Source organism: Bradyrhizobium sp. USDA 336, assembly GCF_044908355.1.
Lineage (GTDB): Bacteria > Pseudomonadota > Alphaproteobacteria > Rhizobiales > Xanthobacteraceae > Bradyrhizobium > Bradyrhizobium yuanmingense.
The window spans coordinates 5,806,261-5,821,886 of record NZ_JBIYDC010000002.1 but is presented as its reverse complement, the minus strand read 5'-3'; the positions used below and the strand labels follow the sequence as shown (position 1 = coordinate 5,821,886).

Here is a 15,626-nt window from a genome sequence, read left to right as displayed (position 1 = left end):
GGCCTTTTTTGAGCATGATCTGTTCGGAAAACCGCTCCACACTTTGCGCTAACGCGGTCCTTCGGATCCGGATCATGCGCTAGCAACGCCAGGGGACCGGGCAGATGCCGATCAACATCGAATATCGCGGGCCCGCCGACCTCCCGGAGATCATTCCGGTCTTCCCGCTACCGGGCGCGCTGCTGCTGCCCCGCGGCCAGATGCCGCTCAACATCTTCGAGCCGCGCTACCTTTCGATGGTCGACGATTCCTTCCGCGACGGCCATCGCCTGATCGGCATGATCCAGCCCGACATCGCGCATTCGCGGAAGGATTCCGACAAGCCGGCCCTGTTCAGCGTCGGCTGCGTCGGCCGCATCACCCAGCTCGCCGAGTCCGGCGACGGCCGCTACATCCTCGAGCTCACCGGCGTTTCGCGCTTCAAGGTGGTCGAGGAGCTCGAGGTGCTCACCCCCTATCGGCAGTGCAAGGTGGACTTCTTCGCCTATGTCGACGATTTCACCGCGCGCCGCGGCGAGGAGGAGGTCGACCGCGAGGCGCTGCTGGCGGTGCTGGCGGACTTCCTGAAGGCCAACAACCTCAAGGTCGACTGGGAGGGCGTCGAGAGCGCGCCCAATGAAGCCCTCGTCAACGCGCTCGCGATGATGTCGCCCTATGGCCCCGCCGAGAAGCAGGCCATGCTGGAGGCGCCCGACCTGAAGACCCGCGCCGAGATCCTGATCGCCGTCACCGAAATGGACCTCGCCAAGAAGCGCACCAGCGGCGATCCGCCGCTGCAGTGATCGGCAAGCGCGAGCTAAGCGGCAAACTCGCCGGCCTCGGCCCTTCGATCCGCAAGCCGCGCGATCGTCGAGGCCCGTACCGGCGGGCTGAGGTGGAAGCCCTGCGCCTCGACGCAGCCCTCTTGGCGCAGGACCTCCAGCTGCTCGGCGGTTTCGACGCCTTCGGCGGTGGACGTCTTGCCGAGACTCGTGGCGAATTGGACCACGGCCCGCGCGATGCGATGGGGCTCCTCCATCGGATTGGACAGCTCGCTGACGAAGCTGCGATCGATCTTGATCTTGTCGAATGGAAACTTCTGCAGAAAGCTGAGCGACGAATAGCCGGTGCCGAAATCGTCGAGGGCAATCCGCACTCCGAGCTCGCGCAGCTGGCTGAGTGCTGCGAATACGGTCCCGCTGTCATGCATGATGACGGTTTCGGTGACCTCGAGCTCGAGCCGATCTGAAGCGATCCCCGAAGCCGCCAGTGCGCTCACAATTGTCGACACGAGCTCCTTGCTCCTGAATTGCGCTGGAGACAGGTTGATCGCGATCTTTAGGTCGGAACGCCATTTCGCCGCTTCGGCACAAGCGGTTCTCAACACCCATTCCCCCAGCAGCAGGATCAAGCCGGTTTCCTCCGCGACGGGAATGAATTCGCCGGGCGAGACCAGACCGCGCTCGGGATGATGCCAACGCAGCAACGCCTCGAAGCCACAGGTCTCGCCGCTCTTCAAATTGACGAACGGCTGGTAGTGGAGTTCGAATTCGCTCCTCGCAAGCGCCTTCCGCAAATCCCGCTCCAGGTTGCGGCGCGCCTGCAGGAGCCGGTCCAGCTCCGGCTCGAAGAAGCGGAATGCGCCACGTCCGCCGCTCTTGGCCGAGTAGAGGGCAAGATCTGCGCTCCTGAGGATCGTGTCGGAATCGGCGCCGTCTCGGGGCGCAAGGGCGATCCCGATGCTGGTGCCTACGACGACCTGATGATCGCCGAGATCGAACGGCTCGCTGAGCGCGCCATGGATCGTCTCGGCGAGAGAGGCCGCGTCCGCAGCCGGATTGGTCACGTAGTCGACGATTGCGAATTCGTCGCCGCCCAGTCGGGCGACGAACGTCGTTTCCCTGACGCAGTCCAGCAAGCGCGCCGCGACCGAGCGCAGCAGCAGGTCGCCCGCCGGATGTCCGAGCGTGTCGTTGACCTCCTTGAAGCGGTCGAGATCGAGCAAGAGAACCGCCAAATGTAGGTTTCCGCCACGCGTATCGGCAAGAGCGGGCTCCAGACGCGCCTTGAGCAGCACGCGGTTCGGTAACTCGGTGAGCGCATCGTGTTCCGCCATGTAGGTGATCTTCGCTTCGGACCGGCGTTGCTCGGTGACATCCAGATGCGTAGCCACCCAGCCGCCGCCGGCCATCGGCTGCCGCGTCACGCAGATCAGCCGCCCATCGGCAAACGCATCGATGCGGCTCGAAACGACATGGATCGGCAGCGCATCGAGCCTGGCGATCTGCCGTTCGGCGGCGAAATCGCTGGCCTCGCCTTCGAGTACGCCGCTCTTGACGCGATGTCTGATGATGTCGCGGTGGGGAGTTCCCGCACGCAGCAATTCCGGGGGCAGCCGGTACAACCGGGCGTAACGCTCGTTGCAGATGACGAGCCGCTTCTCGGCGTCGAACATGCAAAGGCCTTCGACCATGTGGTTGATGGCCGTGTCCAGCCTCAGCTTCTGCTCCTTGAGCTCGTTCTGCGACCCTTCGAGCTGCTGCCGGGCGATGGAGAGCTGGCTGATGATCTCCTCGAACCTGGCAGTTCTGGTCGCCAGACGACGATCGGCCAGCACGCCGATCAGGCTCATGCCCAGCACCGACAATGCGACGCCGGCGATGGCGAGCGCGAGGAAGGCCGGAGACAGCGAAAGCGTATCGGTCGCGAGCGCCGGATCCGGTGTGATCTTCACGGCGCCCATGGCCGTGAAGTGATGCGACACGATGGCGAGCGTCAGCAGGGTGGCGGCTGCCAGCGTGCCGCTATAACCCTGACGGGTGAGCGCTGCCGCCAGCGCAGCGTAGCCGAAACACATGCCCAGAACGATGGAGAGGAGCACGAGGTCCACGGACCAGGAGACTCGGCCCGGCACTTCGAGCGCCCACATTCCGAGATAGTGCATGCTGGCAATGCCGCCGCCGATGATGACGCCGCCAGCCGCCGCGCGCCAGCGGCCGGACGTGACGACCGCGACGCCGAAGCCGACCGAGGTCAGCAGCATTGCCGCCGCGAGAGAGGACGCCGTTAACACGATGCCGTAGCCCGTGGAGACCCCGGGCTCGTAGGCGAGCATCGCGACGAAATGCGTAGCCCAGATCCCGTATCCGATGGCCGCGCCGGCAATGGCGATCCAGATCCACCGGGTTCTCCCGCGCGTTGCGATCGCGCGGTGGAAGATGCTGACCGCGACGATGCTGGCAACGAAGCAGACCAGAGCAGCGAGCACGACGAGCCGCCAATCGTGCTCGGCCGTAAGACAGGAGAAAACGCGGAACATTCAGTCTCGCCCCATCGTCGATATTGTTGATATTGTCGATGCTGGACCGGCTAATCGCCCTTCGCGTTAATTTTGTGCCGCGCCTGATCGCATGCTTAGCGCCACGTCAACACCGTCCGGAAAATTTGATCTTTCGGGCTAACACGTTCCGCGCGCCGGTCGCGCCGGAAGCCCGCTGCGCGCGTTTGCGGATCACGCTCTAGATGGCCGCGGATGCGTGGGCTCGCCCTGGCAACGGAGCTGGGCCGCGCGCAGATCCTGTACTGGACATTTCTCGGCTGCGCCCTGTCAGGCCCGTCAATCCCGGCCGCGGATCATACTCGACGAGCTCCTGGCGATGGTCCCCGCCTAAAGCGCGATGGCGGGCGCGAATTTCTATGCTAAAGGCAGGCAAGTGCCGGAGACTTCCATGAACGCGCCCACCGAACGTCCCGAAGCCAGCGTCGATCCAAAATTGCTGGAGATCCTGGTCTGCCCGCTGACCAAGGGCCCGCTGGAATTCGATTCTGAGCGGCAGGAGCTGATCTCGCGCAGCGCCAAGCTCGCTTATCCCATTCGCGACGGCATCCCGATCATGCTGCCGGAAGAGGCGCGCAAGATCGATTGATAACAGCGAGTGGGGAGTGGCGAATGGCGAATGGACCTACGCTATTCGCCACTCACCATTCGCCCCTTACAACGCCTCGCCCTTCAACAGCCGCGGCACCTCGCCGGTGAGGCCTGCGGCCTGGCGGACGAAGAGGTTCTTCAGCGGCGGGGCGCGGTCGACGAGGCCGAGGCCGATGTCGCGCACCGTGCGCAACAGCGTCGACTGGTTGGAGAACAGGAAGTTCAGCGAGTTGGTGGCGACGCCCATCGCCATCGTGTCGAACCGGCGCCAGCGCTGGTAGCGTTCGAGCACGTCCGCCCCGCCGATATCCAGGCCGAGCCGCGCGGCATCTACCACCACTTCCGCCAGCGCAGCGACGTCCTTCAGGCCCATGTTGAGGCCCTGGCCCGCGATGGGGTGGATGACATGGGCGGCGTCGCCGACCAGCGCGATGCGCTCGGCGATGAAGGACCGCGCGACGAAATAGGACAGCGGAAACGCCCGCGGCTTGTCGAGCACCTTGACCTCGCCGAGATGCAGGCCGAAGCGCTGCTCGAGCTCGGCGTGGAATTCCTCGTCGCTGAGGGCGATGATGCGCGCGGCCTCGGTGCGGCGCTCGGTCCACACCAGCGAGGAGCGTTTGCCGGTGAGCGGCAGGATCGCGAACGGGCCAGCCGGCAGGAAGTGTTCCTCGGCGCGGCCCTCGTGATCGCGCTCGTGGCCGACGGTGACGACGATGCCGGACTGGTCGTACTCCCAGCCATGAGTGACGATGCCGGCGCGCTCGCGCAGCTTCGACCGCGCGCCATCGGCGGCGACCAAGAGGCCCGCCGCGATCACGCTGCCGTCGCCGAGCGTCACGTCGATGCCGTCAGTGCGCGCATCGTAGGACGCGACCGGGGTGGCGCGAAGATCGATGCTCTCGGCCTCGGCGCGCACCACCAGCGCGTCGATCAGGCGGCGGTTCTCGACCATGTGGGCGAACGGCTCGCCCGGCGCGACATCGCCGGCGAAGTTCAGGAACACCGGACGGGTGGCATCCTCGAGCTTGGAATCGGTGACGACCATGTCGAGGATCGGCTGGGCCTCATCCCGGACGTCGTCCCAGGCGCCGATCGTCTCGAACAGGCGGCGGCAGGCGGCGACGATCGCGGTGGCGCGGGGGTCGCGGCTCGGCCGCGTGCCGAGGGCGGGATCGGCGACGACGATCGGGATCTCGGGCCCGAGCCCCTGGCGTAGCGCCAAGGCCAGCGCAAGGCCGGCAAACGCGCCGCCACCGATGACAATGCTACCCTGTACCGACATACCAAAGCTTCCCGGACAATTCTCGGTCTTGCTAGCAGACTTGAGCTGGGCGAAACAGTGCGGTGAAACGAGGGCCGCTAGCCCTTCGTTCCGTCATTCCGGGGCGCGCAACGCGCGTACCCGGAATCCGGAGGTTTATCAGCTCGAGATTTTCGGGTTCGCACCGCGTGCGCCCCGGAATGAGACATTACTGGAAAGCACCATCATGTCCAAAGGACTGATCGACCTCATCGGGATCCTCGACCTCGAGCAGCTCGAGGTGAACCTGTTCCGCGGCAACAGCCCGAAGACGAGCTGGCAGCGGGTGTTCGGCGGCCAGGTGATCGGGCAGGCGATGGTCGCGGCCTGCCGCACCGTGGAGGGCCGGCTGCCGCATTCGCTGCATTGCTATTTCGTCCTGCCGGGCGATCCGCAGATCCCGATCATCTATCAGGTCGAGCGCCTGCGCGACGGCAAGAGCTACTCGACCCGCCGCGTCACCGCGATCCAGCACGGCAACGCGATCTTCTCGATCATGGTGTCGTTCCACGCCGAGGAGGAGACTGCGTTCGACCACCAGGACACGATGCCGGACGTGCCGCCGCCGGAAAAGCTCACGGCGGAGGAGGTGGCGAAACAGCCGATGTTCAAGGAGATGCCGGACTTCATCCGCCGCTACTACGAATCCGATCGGCCGATCGAGCTGCGCCCGGTCGAGCTCGGCCGTTATTTCGGCCAGAAGATCGACGACGGCCGCATCCACGTCTGGATCAAGACCGCCGCCAAGCTGCCCGACGATCCGGCGCTGCACATGTGCGCGCTCGCTTACGCCTCGGACTTCTCACTGCTCGACGCGATCATGGCGCGCTATGGTCGCACGCTGTTCGACAAGCGCATGATGCCGGCGAGCCTCGACCACGCGATGTGGTTCCATCGCCCGTTCCGCGCCGACGAATGGCTGCTCTACGCGCAGGATTCGCCGAGCGCACAATCGGGGCGGGGCCTGACCCGCGGCTCGATCTTCAAGCCGGACGGCACCCTGGTTGCCTCCGTCGCGCAGGAAGGCTCGGTGCGCGAGCGGAAGGCCTGATCGCTTCTAAAGCGCGATGCGATTAGGATGAATCGTCATCGCGCTTTAGGTTATTGTTTGAGCATGATCTTTCGGAAAACCGCTTCACACTTTTCCGGATCATGCTCTAGCGCGACGAGCAGCGCCTGAAGCCGTTCAGATCATGCCCCGAGCGAGCCGCGCGGCGCGAGCTCGGTCTGCGAGGCGAACCAGTTCATGATCCAGCGGTACACCCACGGGATCGGGATGATGAAGCACATCAGGATGGCGGCCACGATGCCGCGCCAGAGGATATCGAGACCGCTGCCCTTGAAGACGATCTCGCGCCGCGTGCCCTCGATGTTGCGGCAGAACCAGCGCATCTGCGCCGCGGCCACCCAGGCCCAACCGATGATGGTGATGATGGAGATCGCGAACAGCAGGTTCCAGCCGATATAGGCCCAGACCGAACCGGTGAAGCTGAGGCCCAGCGGCTGCCCGTTGGAGGCGAGGTTCGCGACCATCCATTTGATCAGCAGCCAGTAGAGCACGATCTGCACGATGAACAGCAGATTGCTCAGGATCTCACTGCCGACGAAGCCAAGCGCGATGGCGAGAACGATGAAGCCGAAATACCACGGCACCAACGTCATCGCATTGCCGGTGAAGCCGAGGTTCGGCCGCCCGGGGACGTTCACGCAGGAGACGATCCATCTGGTGTACCAGACGAAGGCCCAGGGCGCCGGGATGACGAAGATCATTCCAATCAGCAGGACGATGCTGCGCCAGGTGAATTCGAGGATGCTGAAATCGACCGAGAGCGATCCACCGCTTGCATAGCCGGCGGTGCCGCCATAGCCACTTCCGCCCGTCGGGACCATCGGCGGCGCACCGCCGCCGATCAGGCCGGGAATTTCGGCGGCCTTCTGCCAGCCGGCCATGCCCTCGGTCCAGACCAAGGTGTCCGGACGCACGACGCCCTGGGCAACGAGGTCGCGGAATTGCCCTTCCGGAAAGGGCCCCTGCTGCTTGCCCTCGGATGCGTAAAACCAACTCGCCATGGAACGTCCCCCTCGAACTTACGTATGTACCGGCCGGGACGCTTCGGTTCACGCCTGGGTTCACCGCATCCATGCCAAAAATGCATTGTGAATGATGAACAGCTGCCCTGTACAGAGGCGGCCGTTCACATGACCGCCCTTGGCCAAACGTTTTTCCGCTTCAATCTGCAACTTTTTTGTGCCATTTGCCCGGAAAGATGCCAGATTGACGCAGCGCCGGGGACATACGGCGCGGCGCATCCCGGGGAATAGGCCTGACCATGAAACTCGTCGTCGCGATCATCAAACCCTTCAAGCTCGATGAGGTCCGCCAGGCCCTGACGGCGATCGGCGTGCACGGCATGACCGTGACCGAGGTGAAAGGCTATGGCCGGCAGAAGGGCCACACCGAGATCTATCGCGGCGCCGAATATGTCGTGAACTTCCTGCCGAAGCTGCGCATCGAGATCGCGGTCGCTTCCGACGTCGCCGACAAGGCGGTCGCCGTGATCACCGCGACGGCGCGCACCGGCCAGATCGGCGACGGCAAGATCTTCGTCACACCGATCGACCACGCGCTGCGCATCCGCACCGGCGAGACCGACAGCGACGCGCTCTGACTTTTTGTTTTGACGCGTTTTCTTCACGCGAACCGGTATCCACTTCGCTCGAAAACGCTTTGACACGACTGCTTCGATCGCACCGGGCAAATACGCCACGATGTGCGACGCCAATTGATGCCGGGGGGAACGATATGGCGGGATTGTCGCGCCGCGCAGCTGCCATGGCTGCGCCAATTGGATTTGTGTCCGTCCTAGCTGCGCCGGCGCAAGCGGCGGCAACCGAGATCAACACCGCCGACACCGCCTGGATGATCGTCGCCACCGCCTTGGTGCTGATGATGACGATCCCGGGACTTGCGCTGTTCTACTCCGGCATGGTGCGCAAGAAGAACGTGCTCGCCACCATGGCGCAGAGCCTGGCCGCGGTGACGCTGATCTCCATTCTCTGGGTGGCGTTCGGCTATTCGCTGTGCTTCGTCGGCGACGGCCCGTGGATCGGCACGCTCGATCGCTGGTTTCTCGCCGGCATGACGATGGACAGCGTCAACCCCGCGGCGAAGACGATCCCGGAATCGCTGTTCATGCTGTACCAGATGACGTTTGCCATCATCACGGTGGCGCTGGTCGCGGGCTCGGTCGCCGACCGGATGCGGTTCTCGGCCTATCTGCTGTTCTCGGTCGCCTGGTTCATCTTCGTCTACATTCCGCTGGCGCATTGGGTGTGGGGCGGCGGCTTCCTCGCCAGCATGGGCGTGCTCGATTTCGCCGGCGGTCTCGTCGTGCATCTGTCGGCCGGCACCGGCGGCCTCGTTGCAGCCAAGGTGATGGGACGCCGTCACGGCTACGGCACCGAGAATCTCGCGCCGTTCGATCTGTCGCTCGCGGTGATGGGCACCGGCCTGCTGTGGGTCGGCTGGTTCGGCTTCAACGGCGGCTCGGCGCTCGGAGCGAACTCACGCGCGGTGATGGCGATCATCGCGACCCATCTGGCCGCCTGTGCGGGCGCGCTCACCTGGGGCGCGATCGAATGGTCGACGCGGCGCAAGCCTTCGGTGCTCGGCATGATCTCCGGCGCGGTCGCAGGTCTCGGCACCATCACGCCGGCCTCGGGCTTCGTCGCGCCATGGCACGGCATCGTCATCGGCATCATCGCCGGTGCGCTCTGCTATTGGGCCTGTACCTGGCTGAAGCACCGCTTCGACTATGACGATTCGCTCGACGTCTTCGGCGTCCACGGCATCGGCGGCCTGACCGGCACCCTGCTCGCCGGTGTGTTCGCCACCAGCGCAATCGGCGGCACCGCCGGCCTGCTGGAGGGCCATCCGCAGCAGCTCCTGACCCAGTTCTACGGGGTCGCCGTGACCTTCGTCTGGTCGGCGGGCGTCAGCTTCATCCTGCTCAAGCTGGTCGGCCTGTTCGTGCCCTTGCGCGTATCCCGTGAGCACGAGCTCGAGGGTCTGGATATTTCGCAGCACGGAGAAGCCCTGCAATAGACGCCGATACTACGTAAATACCGTCCTGCTGCCCGACGCGTGAGCAACATTGTGTCGAGAGCCTGTCTTGCCCATGTTTTGCGCAGGCGTGACCACGTTTTGAGCGCGACGTAATAGCGCACTGCATTGCAACACCCGCCGAAGGCGAAAACCCCCGTTTTCATAATCCGTTAGGCAATCCGCCTGATCTGGCACGGCATTTGATTCTAGGGGTCCGGCTGTGCCCGCGTAGTGAAACTTCTCCCTCGTGGCGAACCAGTCGAGAACGCCCGGCCACGTCCGGACCGGGCCCAAGCGGGGATAGGACCCATGAAAATTGTTATGGCGATCATCAAGCCATTCAAGCTTGAAGAAGTCCGTGACGCCCTGACCGCCATCGGCGTTCACGGTCTCACGGTGACGGAAGTCAAGGGGTATGGCCGCCAGAAGGGCCATACGGAAATCTATCGCGGCGCCGAATATGCCGTGAGCTTCCTGCCCAAGATCAAGATCGAGGTCGCTGTCGCCTCCGACCAGGTCGACAAGACCATCGACGCCATCACGTCCGCCGCGAAAACCGGACAGATCGGCGACGGCAAGATCTTCGTCATCAACCTCGACCACGCGGTGCGCATCCGCACCGGCGAGGCCGATGCCGCGGCCCTCTGATTTCGCGCTCAACCTTATTCAAGCAGGAGTAAACAATATGACGTTCAAGCGTCCCTATGGCGCGGGACTGGCAGCTCTCGCAGTCGGCCTGTTCGCTGCGACCGCAGCCTACGCCGAGCCAACGGTCAACAAGGGAGACAACGCCTGGATGCTGACATCGACAGTGCTGGTGCTGTTGATGACGATCCCCGGCCTCGCGCTGTTCTACGGCGGTCTGGTCCGTTCCAAGAACATGCTCTCGGTCCTGATGCAGGTGTTCTACACCGTCTGCGTCGTCACCGTGATCTGGGCCGTGTACGGTTACAGCCTCACCTTCACCGGAGGCTCGGACTTCATCGGCGGCTTCTCCAAGGCCTTCATGATGGGCGTCACCACCGATACGAAGGCAGCGACCTTCTCGGTCGACGCCAACATCTCCGAACTCATCTACGTCTGCTTCCAGATGACCTTCGCGGCGATCACGCCCGCCCTGATCGTCGGCGCCTTCGCCGAGCGCATGAAGTTCTCGGCCATCGCGCTCTTCATTCCGCTCTGGGTTACCCTGATCTATTTCCCGATCGCGCACATGGTCTGGTACTGGCAGGGCCCGGACCTGATCCAGGATGCGGCCAAGGCGCTCGCTGCCGCCACTGACGCTGCGGCAAAGACCGCGGCCCAGGCCAAGCTCGACGAGCTCAACGCCGACGCCGGCTGGATCTTCAAGATGGGCGCGATCGACTTCGCGGGCGGCACCGTGGTGCACATCAACGCCGGCATCGCCGGGCTCGTCGGCGCTCTGCTGATCGGCAAGCGCGTCGGTTACGGCAAGGAACTAATGGCTCCGCACTCGCTGACCATGTCGATGATCGGCGCCTCGCTGCTCTGGGTCGGCTGGTTCGGCTTCAACGCCGGCTCCAACCTGGAAGCTAGCGGCGGCGCGGCGCTCGCCATGACCAACTCCTTCGTCGCCACCGCGGCCGCTGCGCTGTCGTGGATGTTCGCGGAGTGGATCATCAAGGGCCATCCGTCGGTGCTCGGCGTGATCTCCGGCGCCGTCGCGGGCCTCGTGGCCGTCACGCCTGCGGCCGGCTTTGCCGGCGTCATGGGCGCGATCGTCCTCGGCCTCGTGGTCGGCGTGGTCTGCCTGTTCTTCTGCACCGTCGTGAAGAACGCGCTGGGCTACGACGACTCCCTCGACGTGTTCGGCGTGCACTGCGTCGGCGGCATCGTCGGCGCCATCGGCACCGGCATTCTCGTCAACCCCGCGCTCGGCGGCGCCGGCATCATCGACTACTCGGCGATCCCGCCGAAGGTCGCCGATTACGACTTCGCCACCCAGATGCTCGCCCAGATCAAGGCCGTCTGCACCACGCTGGTGTGGTCGGGCATCGGCTCGGCGATCCTCTTCAAGGTCGTCGATGTGATCGTTGGCCTCCGCGCCAATGTCGAGAGCGAGCGTGAAGGCCTCGACATCACCGAGCACACCGAGCGCGCCTACAACATGTAACCGTCTCCTCCCGGGCGCGGTCGCTTCGGGGACCGCGTCCACAACTACGGTTCGGGCACATACCCGGCAATGCCCTGACCGTTGAGGGGCTCCAGCGCAAGCTGGAGCCCCTTTCTTTTGATGGCTCCGCCTGCAGGCACCTCCAGGGGAGGGTGGACCGTCCATGCACGCCGCTATCTCGCCCCATTTTTCCCGCGCTGGACGCGGGCGGCGGCCGATGGTTAATCGCGTCTTAACCTCGCCCTATCTATGGTGAACTGAACCGCTTCCCGCCGGCGCCTATGGTAGCGACCGGCCGTTCCAAGAGTACTGGCGCCCAACGAATGGCTCTGACCGCTTCATCCCGTGCGCCGCAGGGCGGTAATGGCTCCGATTCCGAACGCTCGCCCTTCGTCCGGCTGAACGAGCTGCTGGCCCCGCATCAGCCGGGCAAGCCCTTGATTTCGCTTGCGGTCGGCGAGCCCCAGCATCCCGTACCCGACTTCGTCGGCCCGGTGCTGGCCAAGCACATCGCCGATTTCGGCCGTTATCCCGCGAACAAGGGGACCGACCCGTTCCGCAACGCCGCCGGGGCCTGGCTGTCGACGCGGTTCCAGCTGCCGCGGCCGCTCGACCCCGAGAGCGAGATTCTCGTCCTCAATGGCAGCCGCGAGGGGCTGTTCCTCGCCGCGATCGCGGCCGCGCGCTATGTCGGCCCGCGTCCGGGCAAGCCCGCGATCCTGATGCCGAACCCGTTCTATCCGGTCTACGGCGCGGGCGCGCTTGCGGCCGCTTGCGAGCCGGTCCATCTGCCGACCACGGTCGAGAACGGCTTCCTGCCCGACCTCGACGCCATCAATGAGGCGACCCTGGCGCGCACGGTGGCGTTCTACCTGGCTTCGCCCGCCAATCCGCAGGGCTCGGTCGCGAGGCCTGGCTATTTCAAACGCTTGAAGCAGCTCGCCGACCGCTACGGCTTCGTGATCCTAAGCGACGAATGTTATTCCGAGATCTACACCCGCGAGGCACCCGGCAGCGCGCTGGAATGCGCCGGCCCCGACTTCACACGTGTTGTCGCGTTCCAGTCACTGTCGAAGCGCTCCAACCTGCCGGGCCTGCGCGTCGGCTTTGCCGCCGGCGACAAGAAGTTCATCGGCATGTTCCTCGAGCTGCGCAACATCGCAGCGCCCCAGGTGCCGGTGCCGCTGCAGCATGTCGCGACGGTCGCCTATGGCGACGAGGCGCATGTCGAGGAGAATCGGCGGCTGTACCGGATCAAGTTCGACCTCGCCGACCAGATCATCGGCAACCGTTACGGTTATCGCCGGCCCGATGCCGGCTTCTGCGTCTGGCTCAACACCTCCGAGATCGGCGACGACGTGTCGGTGACGCTCAAGCTGTTCAGGGAAGCCGGCGTGCGCGTGGTGCCCGGCAGCTTCCTGGCGCGACAGCAGCCTGACGGATTCAATCCCGGCGCAGGCTATATCCGCCTCGCGCTGGTGCAGGACGGCGAGACCACGGCGCAGGCGCTGCACCGGCTGGTCGAGACTCTGGGTTAGGCGGGGCCCGTGAGCATGTCGGCAATCGAACGCGTCATTCCTCTGGTCGGCCATCTGCCGCCCTCGATCCGCGAGGGTCTGGCGCGGCGCATGCGCGAGCTCGCCGGCCTCGGCCTGATCGCGCTGGCGGGCGTCGCCGCGGCGGCGCTGATGACGTGGTCGGTGCAGGATCCCAGCCTCAGCCACGCGACCTCGCGGCCGATCCGCAACATCCTCGGCTATGCCGGCGCGATCGGCGCCGATCTCGCCATGCAGATCCTGGGGCTCGGCGCGATCATGCTGGTCCTGACCGTTGCGGTCTGGGGCTGGCGCATGATGACGCATCGGCCGTTCGACCGCGAGGCGCTGCGGCTCGGCTCCTGGATTCTCTGCACGGTGATCGCGGCAGGCTTCGTCAGTTGCTTTCAGCATGGCGGGGCCTGGCCGCTGCCGACCGGCCTCGGCGGCGTGGTCGGCGATGCGCTGGTGCGCGCCCCCGCGGTGATCTTCGGGCCGGCCGGTACGATCTATCGCATCGTGCTGGGCACGATCCTGTTCGCCGCGATGACCGCGACCTTCCTGATCGCCTGCGGCCTCGGCGCGCGTGAGCAGGACGACGAGATCGCTGAGGTCGCCGATGACGACAAGCCGCTCGACGAAGACGAGGAGAGCGATCGGGGCTCGGTCTCGCTGGGCTGGCTGTTCCATGCATTGATGAGCACCAAGGCGCGGCTGATCTGGCTGTGTGGTGCCGCCTACCGCTCGCTGGTCTCGAGCGGACCGAAGACCAAGGCCGCCCAGTTCAGCCGGCAGGAGCCGAATCTCGGCGGCGGCCGCTCGGCGCCGTCGATCTCGCCGCAGTCTCAAGACGAGGACTACGAGGACGAGCACGAAGACGAATTGGAGGACGAGGAGGAGGAAGAGGAGGAGCCCGCCGCGCGCGCCCCGAAGAAGAAAGCCGCGCCGAAGCCCGCTTCCAAGAAATCCTCCGACAAGTTCGACCTCCCGTCCGTCTCCATGCTGGCCGCACCGAAGGCCGGCGATCGCCAGCCGCTCAGCAAGGCCGAGCTGGAGAACAATTCCCGTTCGCTCGAAGGCGTGCTGCAGGATTTCGGCGTGCGCGGCGAGATCGTGAAGGCCAATCCGGGTCCGGTGGTCACACTGTACGAGCTGGAGCCGGCGCCCGGCATCAAGTCCTCGCGCGTGATCGGCCTTGCCGACGACATCGCCCGCTCGATGAGCGCGCTGTCGGCGCGCGTCGCCGTCGTGCCCGGGCGCAACGCGATCGGCATCGAGCTGCCGAACGCGCATCGCGAGAAAGTCTATTTGCGCGAATTGCTGGTGGCGAAGGAGGCGACCGACACGGTGGCGAAGCTGCCGCTCTGCCTCGGCAAGACCATCGGCGGCGACCCCGTCATCATCGACCTCGCGCGCACCCCGCACATGCTGATCGCCGGTACCACCGGCTCGGGCAAGTCGGTCGCGATCAACACCATGATCCTCAGCCTGGTCTACCGGCTGCGGCCGGACCAGTGCCGCCTGATCATGGTCGATCCGAAGATGCTCGAGCTCTCCGTCTATGACGGCATTCCCCATCTGCTCACGCCTGTCGTGACCGACCCGAAGAAGGCGGTGGTCGCGCTGAAATGGGCCGTGCGCGAGATGGAAGAGCGCTACAAGAACATGGCCAAGCTCGGTGTGCGCAACATCGACGGTTACAACACGCGCCTGCTCGAATTGAAGGCCAAGGGCGAGGAGCCGACGCGCACGGTGCATACCGGCTTCGACAAGGAAACCGGCAAGGCGATCTACGAGGAAGAGAAGCTCTCGCTCGATCCGCTGCCCTACATCGTCATCATCGTCGACGAAATGGCCGACCTGATGATGGTCGCCGGCAAGGACATCGAAGGCGCGGTGCAGCGTCTGGCGCAGATGGCGCGCGCCGCCGGCCTGCACGTGATCCTGGCGACGCAGCGTCCGTCGGTCGACGTCATCACCGGTACCATCAAGGCGAACTTCCCGACCCGCATCGCCTTCCAGGTCACGTCCAAGATCGACAGCCGCACCATTCTGGGCGAGATGGGCGCCGAGCAGCTGCTCGGCCAGGGCGACATGCTCTACATGGCGGGCGGCGGCCGTATCAGCCGCGTGCACGGACCGTTCGCCTCCGACGAGGAAGTCGAGAAGGTGGTGCGTCACCTCAAGACGCAGGGACAGCCGGAATATCTCGAAGCCGTCACCGCCGAAGAGCCGACCGAGGACGAGGACGGTGCCGTGTTCGACGCCACCGGCATGGGCGGCGATGGCGGCGGCGATCTCTTCCAGCAGGCGGTTGCGATCGTCAAACGCGATCGCAAGGCCTCGACCAGCTACATCCAGCGCCGTCTGCAAATCGGCTACAACCGCGCCGCATCGCTGATGGAGCGCATGGAACTGGAGGGCATCGTCGGCCCCGCCAACCATGCCGGCAAGCGCGAGATTCTGGTCGAGGAAGAAGACAGCCATATGTGAGGCGAGGAGCCTCTGAGCAACATTTCACGCAAATTCGATATCTGCTTTTGCCCGAAATCACGGTAAAAGGGCGCCCAGCCACACAGGACGACGCGTTGATCAGACATCCGGACATTCGATTCGCTGCCACGATCGCCGCGCGAAGCGCG

12 protein-coding genes are annotated in these 15,626 nt (G+C 65.0%); 9 read left to right on the top strand and 3 right to left on the bottom strand.

The features are described 5' to 3' along the window. The first annotated feature begins 104 nt into the window (after nt 1-104). Complete coding sequence (locus tag ABIA45_RS28305) at nt 105-782, top strand: LON peptidase substrate-binding domain-containing protein (RefSeq protein WP_128265775.1); 678 nt, start codon at nt 105-107, stop codon at nt 780-782. Nucleotides 783-796: 14 nt separating this feature from the next. Here ABIA45_RS28305 and ABIA45_RS28300 read toward each other — a convergent pair whose 3' ends face one another. Continuing rightward, nucleotides 797-3,298, bottom strand: coding sequence for an EAL domain-containing protein (locus tag ABIA45_RS28300; protein WP_404545000.1), 2,502 nt, complete (start codon nt 3,296-3,298; stop codon nt 797-799). 409 nt (nt 3,299-3,707) lie between these two features. Between ABIA45_RS28300 and ABIA45_RS28295 the strand changes: the two genes are divergently transcribed. Beyond that, on the top strand, nt 3,708-3,905 hold the full coding sequence (locus ABIA45_RS28295) for a Trm112 family protein (RefSeq protein ID WP_225135539.1): 198 nt from the start codon (nt 3,708-3,710) through the stop codon (nt 3,903-3,905). Between the two features lie 66 nt (nt 3,906-3,971). Here ABIA45_RS28295 and ABIA45_RS28290 read toward each other — a convergent pair whose 3' ends face one another. Beyond that, nucleotides 3,972-5,192, bottom strand: coding sequence for a ubiquinone biosynthesis hydroxylase (locus ABIA45_RS28290; RefSeq protein ID WP_404544997.1), 1,221 nt, complete (start codon nt 5,190-5,192; stop codon nt 3,972-3,974). Nucleotides 5,193-5,397: 205 nt separating this feature from the next. On the opposite strand from ABIA45_RS28290, the gene tesB reads away from it, so the two are divergent. Next, on the top strand, nt 5,398-6,261 hold the full coding sequence (tesB, locus tag ABIA45_RS28285) for an acyl-CoA thioesterase II (protein WP_404544994.1): 864 nt from the start codon (nt 5,398-5,400) through the stop codon (nt 6,259-6,261). Nucleotides 6,262-6,401: 140 nt separating this feature from the next. Here tesB and ABIA45_RS28280 read toward each other — a convergent pair whose 3' ends face one another. After that, the gene (locus tag ABIA45_RS28280) at nt 6,402-7,280 is read right to left on the bottom strand and encodes a DUF4339 domain-containing protein (RefSeq protein WP_271543204.1); all 879 of its coding nucleotides are present in this window, start codon (nt 7,278-7,280) and stop codon (nt 6,402-6,404) included. Nucleotides 7,281-7,540: 260 nt separating this feature from the next. Here ABIA45_RS28280 and ABIA45_RS28275 point away from each other — a divergent pair, with 260 nt between their 5' ends. The 6 genes from ABIA45_RS28275 to ABIA45_RS28250 all read left to right on the top strand — a co-directional run bounded on the left by ABIA45_RS28275 (nt 7,541) and on the right by ABIA45_RS28250 (nt 15,477). Then, complete coding sequence (locus tag ABIA45_RS28275) at nt 7,541-7,879, top strand: P-II family nitrogen regulator (protein ID WP_008142802.1); 339 nt, start codon at nt 7,541-7,543, stop codon at nt 7,877-7,879. A 134-nt stretch (nt 7,880-8,013) separates the two neighbouring features. Further along, nucleotides 8,014-9,315, top strand: a complete 1,302-nt coding sequence (locus ABIA45_RS28270) for an ammonium transporter (protein WP_404654485.1) — start codon at nt 8,014-8,016, stop codon at nt 9,313-9,315. A 309-nt stretch (nt 9,316-9,624) separates the two neighbouring features. Continuing rightward, nucleotides 9,625-9,963 (top strand): P-II family nitrogen regulator, encoded by a 339-nt coding sequence (locus tag ABIA45_RS28265; RefSeq protein ID WP_008142813.1) that lies wholly within the window; start codon nt 9,625-9,627, stop codon nt 9,961-9,963. 37 nt (nt 9,964-10,000) lie between these two features. Further along, complete coding sequence (locus ABIA45_RS28260; RefSeq protein ID WP_157285148.1) at nt 10,001-11,449, top strand: ammonium transporter; 1,449 nt, start codon at nt 10,001-10,003, stop codon at nt 11,447-11,449. 323 nt (nt 11,450-11,772) lie between these two features. After that, a complete protein-coding gene (locus ABIA45_RS28255; RefSeq protein WP_404544989.1) occupies nt 11,773-12,987 on the top strand; it encodes an aminotransferase class I/II-fold pyridoxal phosphate-dependent enzyme in 1,215 nt (404 codons plus the stop codon). 9 nt (nt 12,988-12,996) lie between these two features. Continuing rightward, a complete protein-coding gene (locus ABIA45_RS28250) occupies nt 12,997-15,477 on the top strand; it encodes a DNA translocase FtsK (RefSeq protein ID WP_275500376.1) in 2,481 nt (826 codons plus the stop codon). Nucleotides 15,478-15,626: the final 149 nt, after the last annotated feature.

Excerpts from the sequence above, each read along its gene's own strand:
- ABIA45_RS28265 (WP_008142813.1), top strand. The coding sequence starts at position 9,625 with ATGAAAATTGTTATGGCGATCATCAAGCCATTCAAGCTTGAAGAAGTC.
- ABIA45_RS28305 (WP_128265775.1), top strand. The coding sequence starts at position 105 with ATGCCGATCAACATCGAATATCGCGGGCCCGCCGACCTCCCGGAGATC.
- ABIA45_RS28300 (WP_404545000.1), bottom strand. The coding sequence starts at position 3,298 with ATGTTCCGCGTTTTCTCCTGTCTTACGGCCGAGCACGATTGGCGGCTC.
- ABIA45_RS28280 (WP_271543204.1), bottom strand. The coding sequence starts at position 7,280 with ATGGCGAGTTGGTTTTACGCATCCGAGGGCAAGCAGCAGGGGCCCTTT.
- ABIA45_RS28260 (WP_157285148.1), top strand. The coding sequence starts at position 10,001 with ATGACGTTCAAGCGTCCCTATGGCGCGGGACTGGCAGCTCTCGCAGTC.
- tesB (WP_404544994.1), top strand. The coding sequence starts at position 5,398 with ATGTCCAAAGGACTGATCGACCTCATCGGGATCCTCGACCTCGAGCAG.
- ABIA45_RS28275 (WP_008142802.1), top strand. The coding sequence starts at position 7,541 with ATGAAACTCGTCGTCGCGATCATCAAACCCTTCAAGCTCGATGAGGTC.
- ABIA45_RS28255 (WP_404544989.1), top strand. The coding sequence starts at position 11,773 with ATGGCTCTGACCGCTTCATCCCGTGCGCCGCAGGGCGGTAATGGCTCC.
- ABIA45_RS28290 (WP_404544997.1), bottom strand. The coding sequence starts at position 5,192 with ATGTCGGTACAGGGTAGCATTGTCATCGGTGGCGGCGCGTTTGCCGGC.
- ABIA45_RS28270 (WP_404654485.1), top strand. The coding sequence starts at position 8,014 with ATGGCGGGATTGTCGCGCCGCGCAGCTGCCATGGCTGCGCCAATTGGA.
- ABIA45_RS28295 (WP_225135539.1), top strand. The coding sequence starts at position 3,708 with ATGAACGCGCCCACCGAACGTCCCGAAGCCAGCGTCGATCCAAAATTG.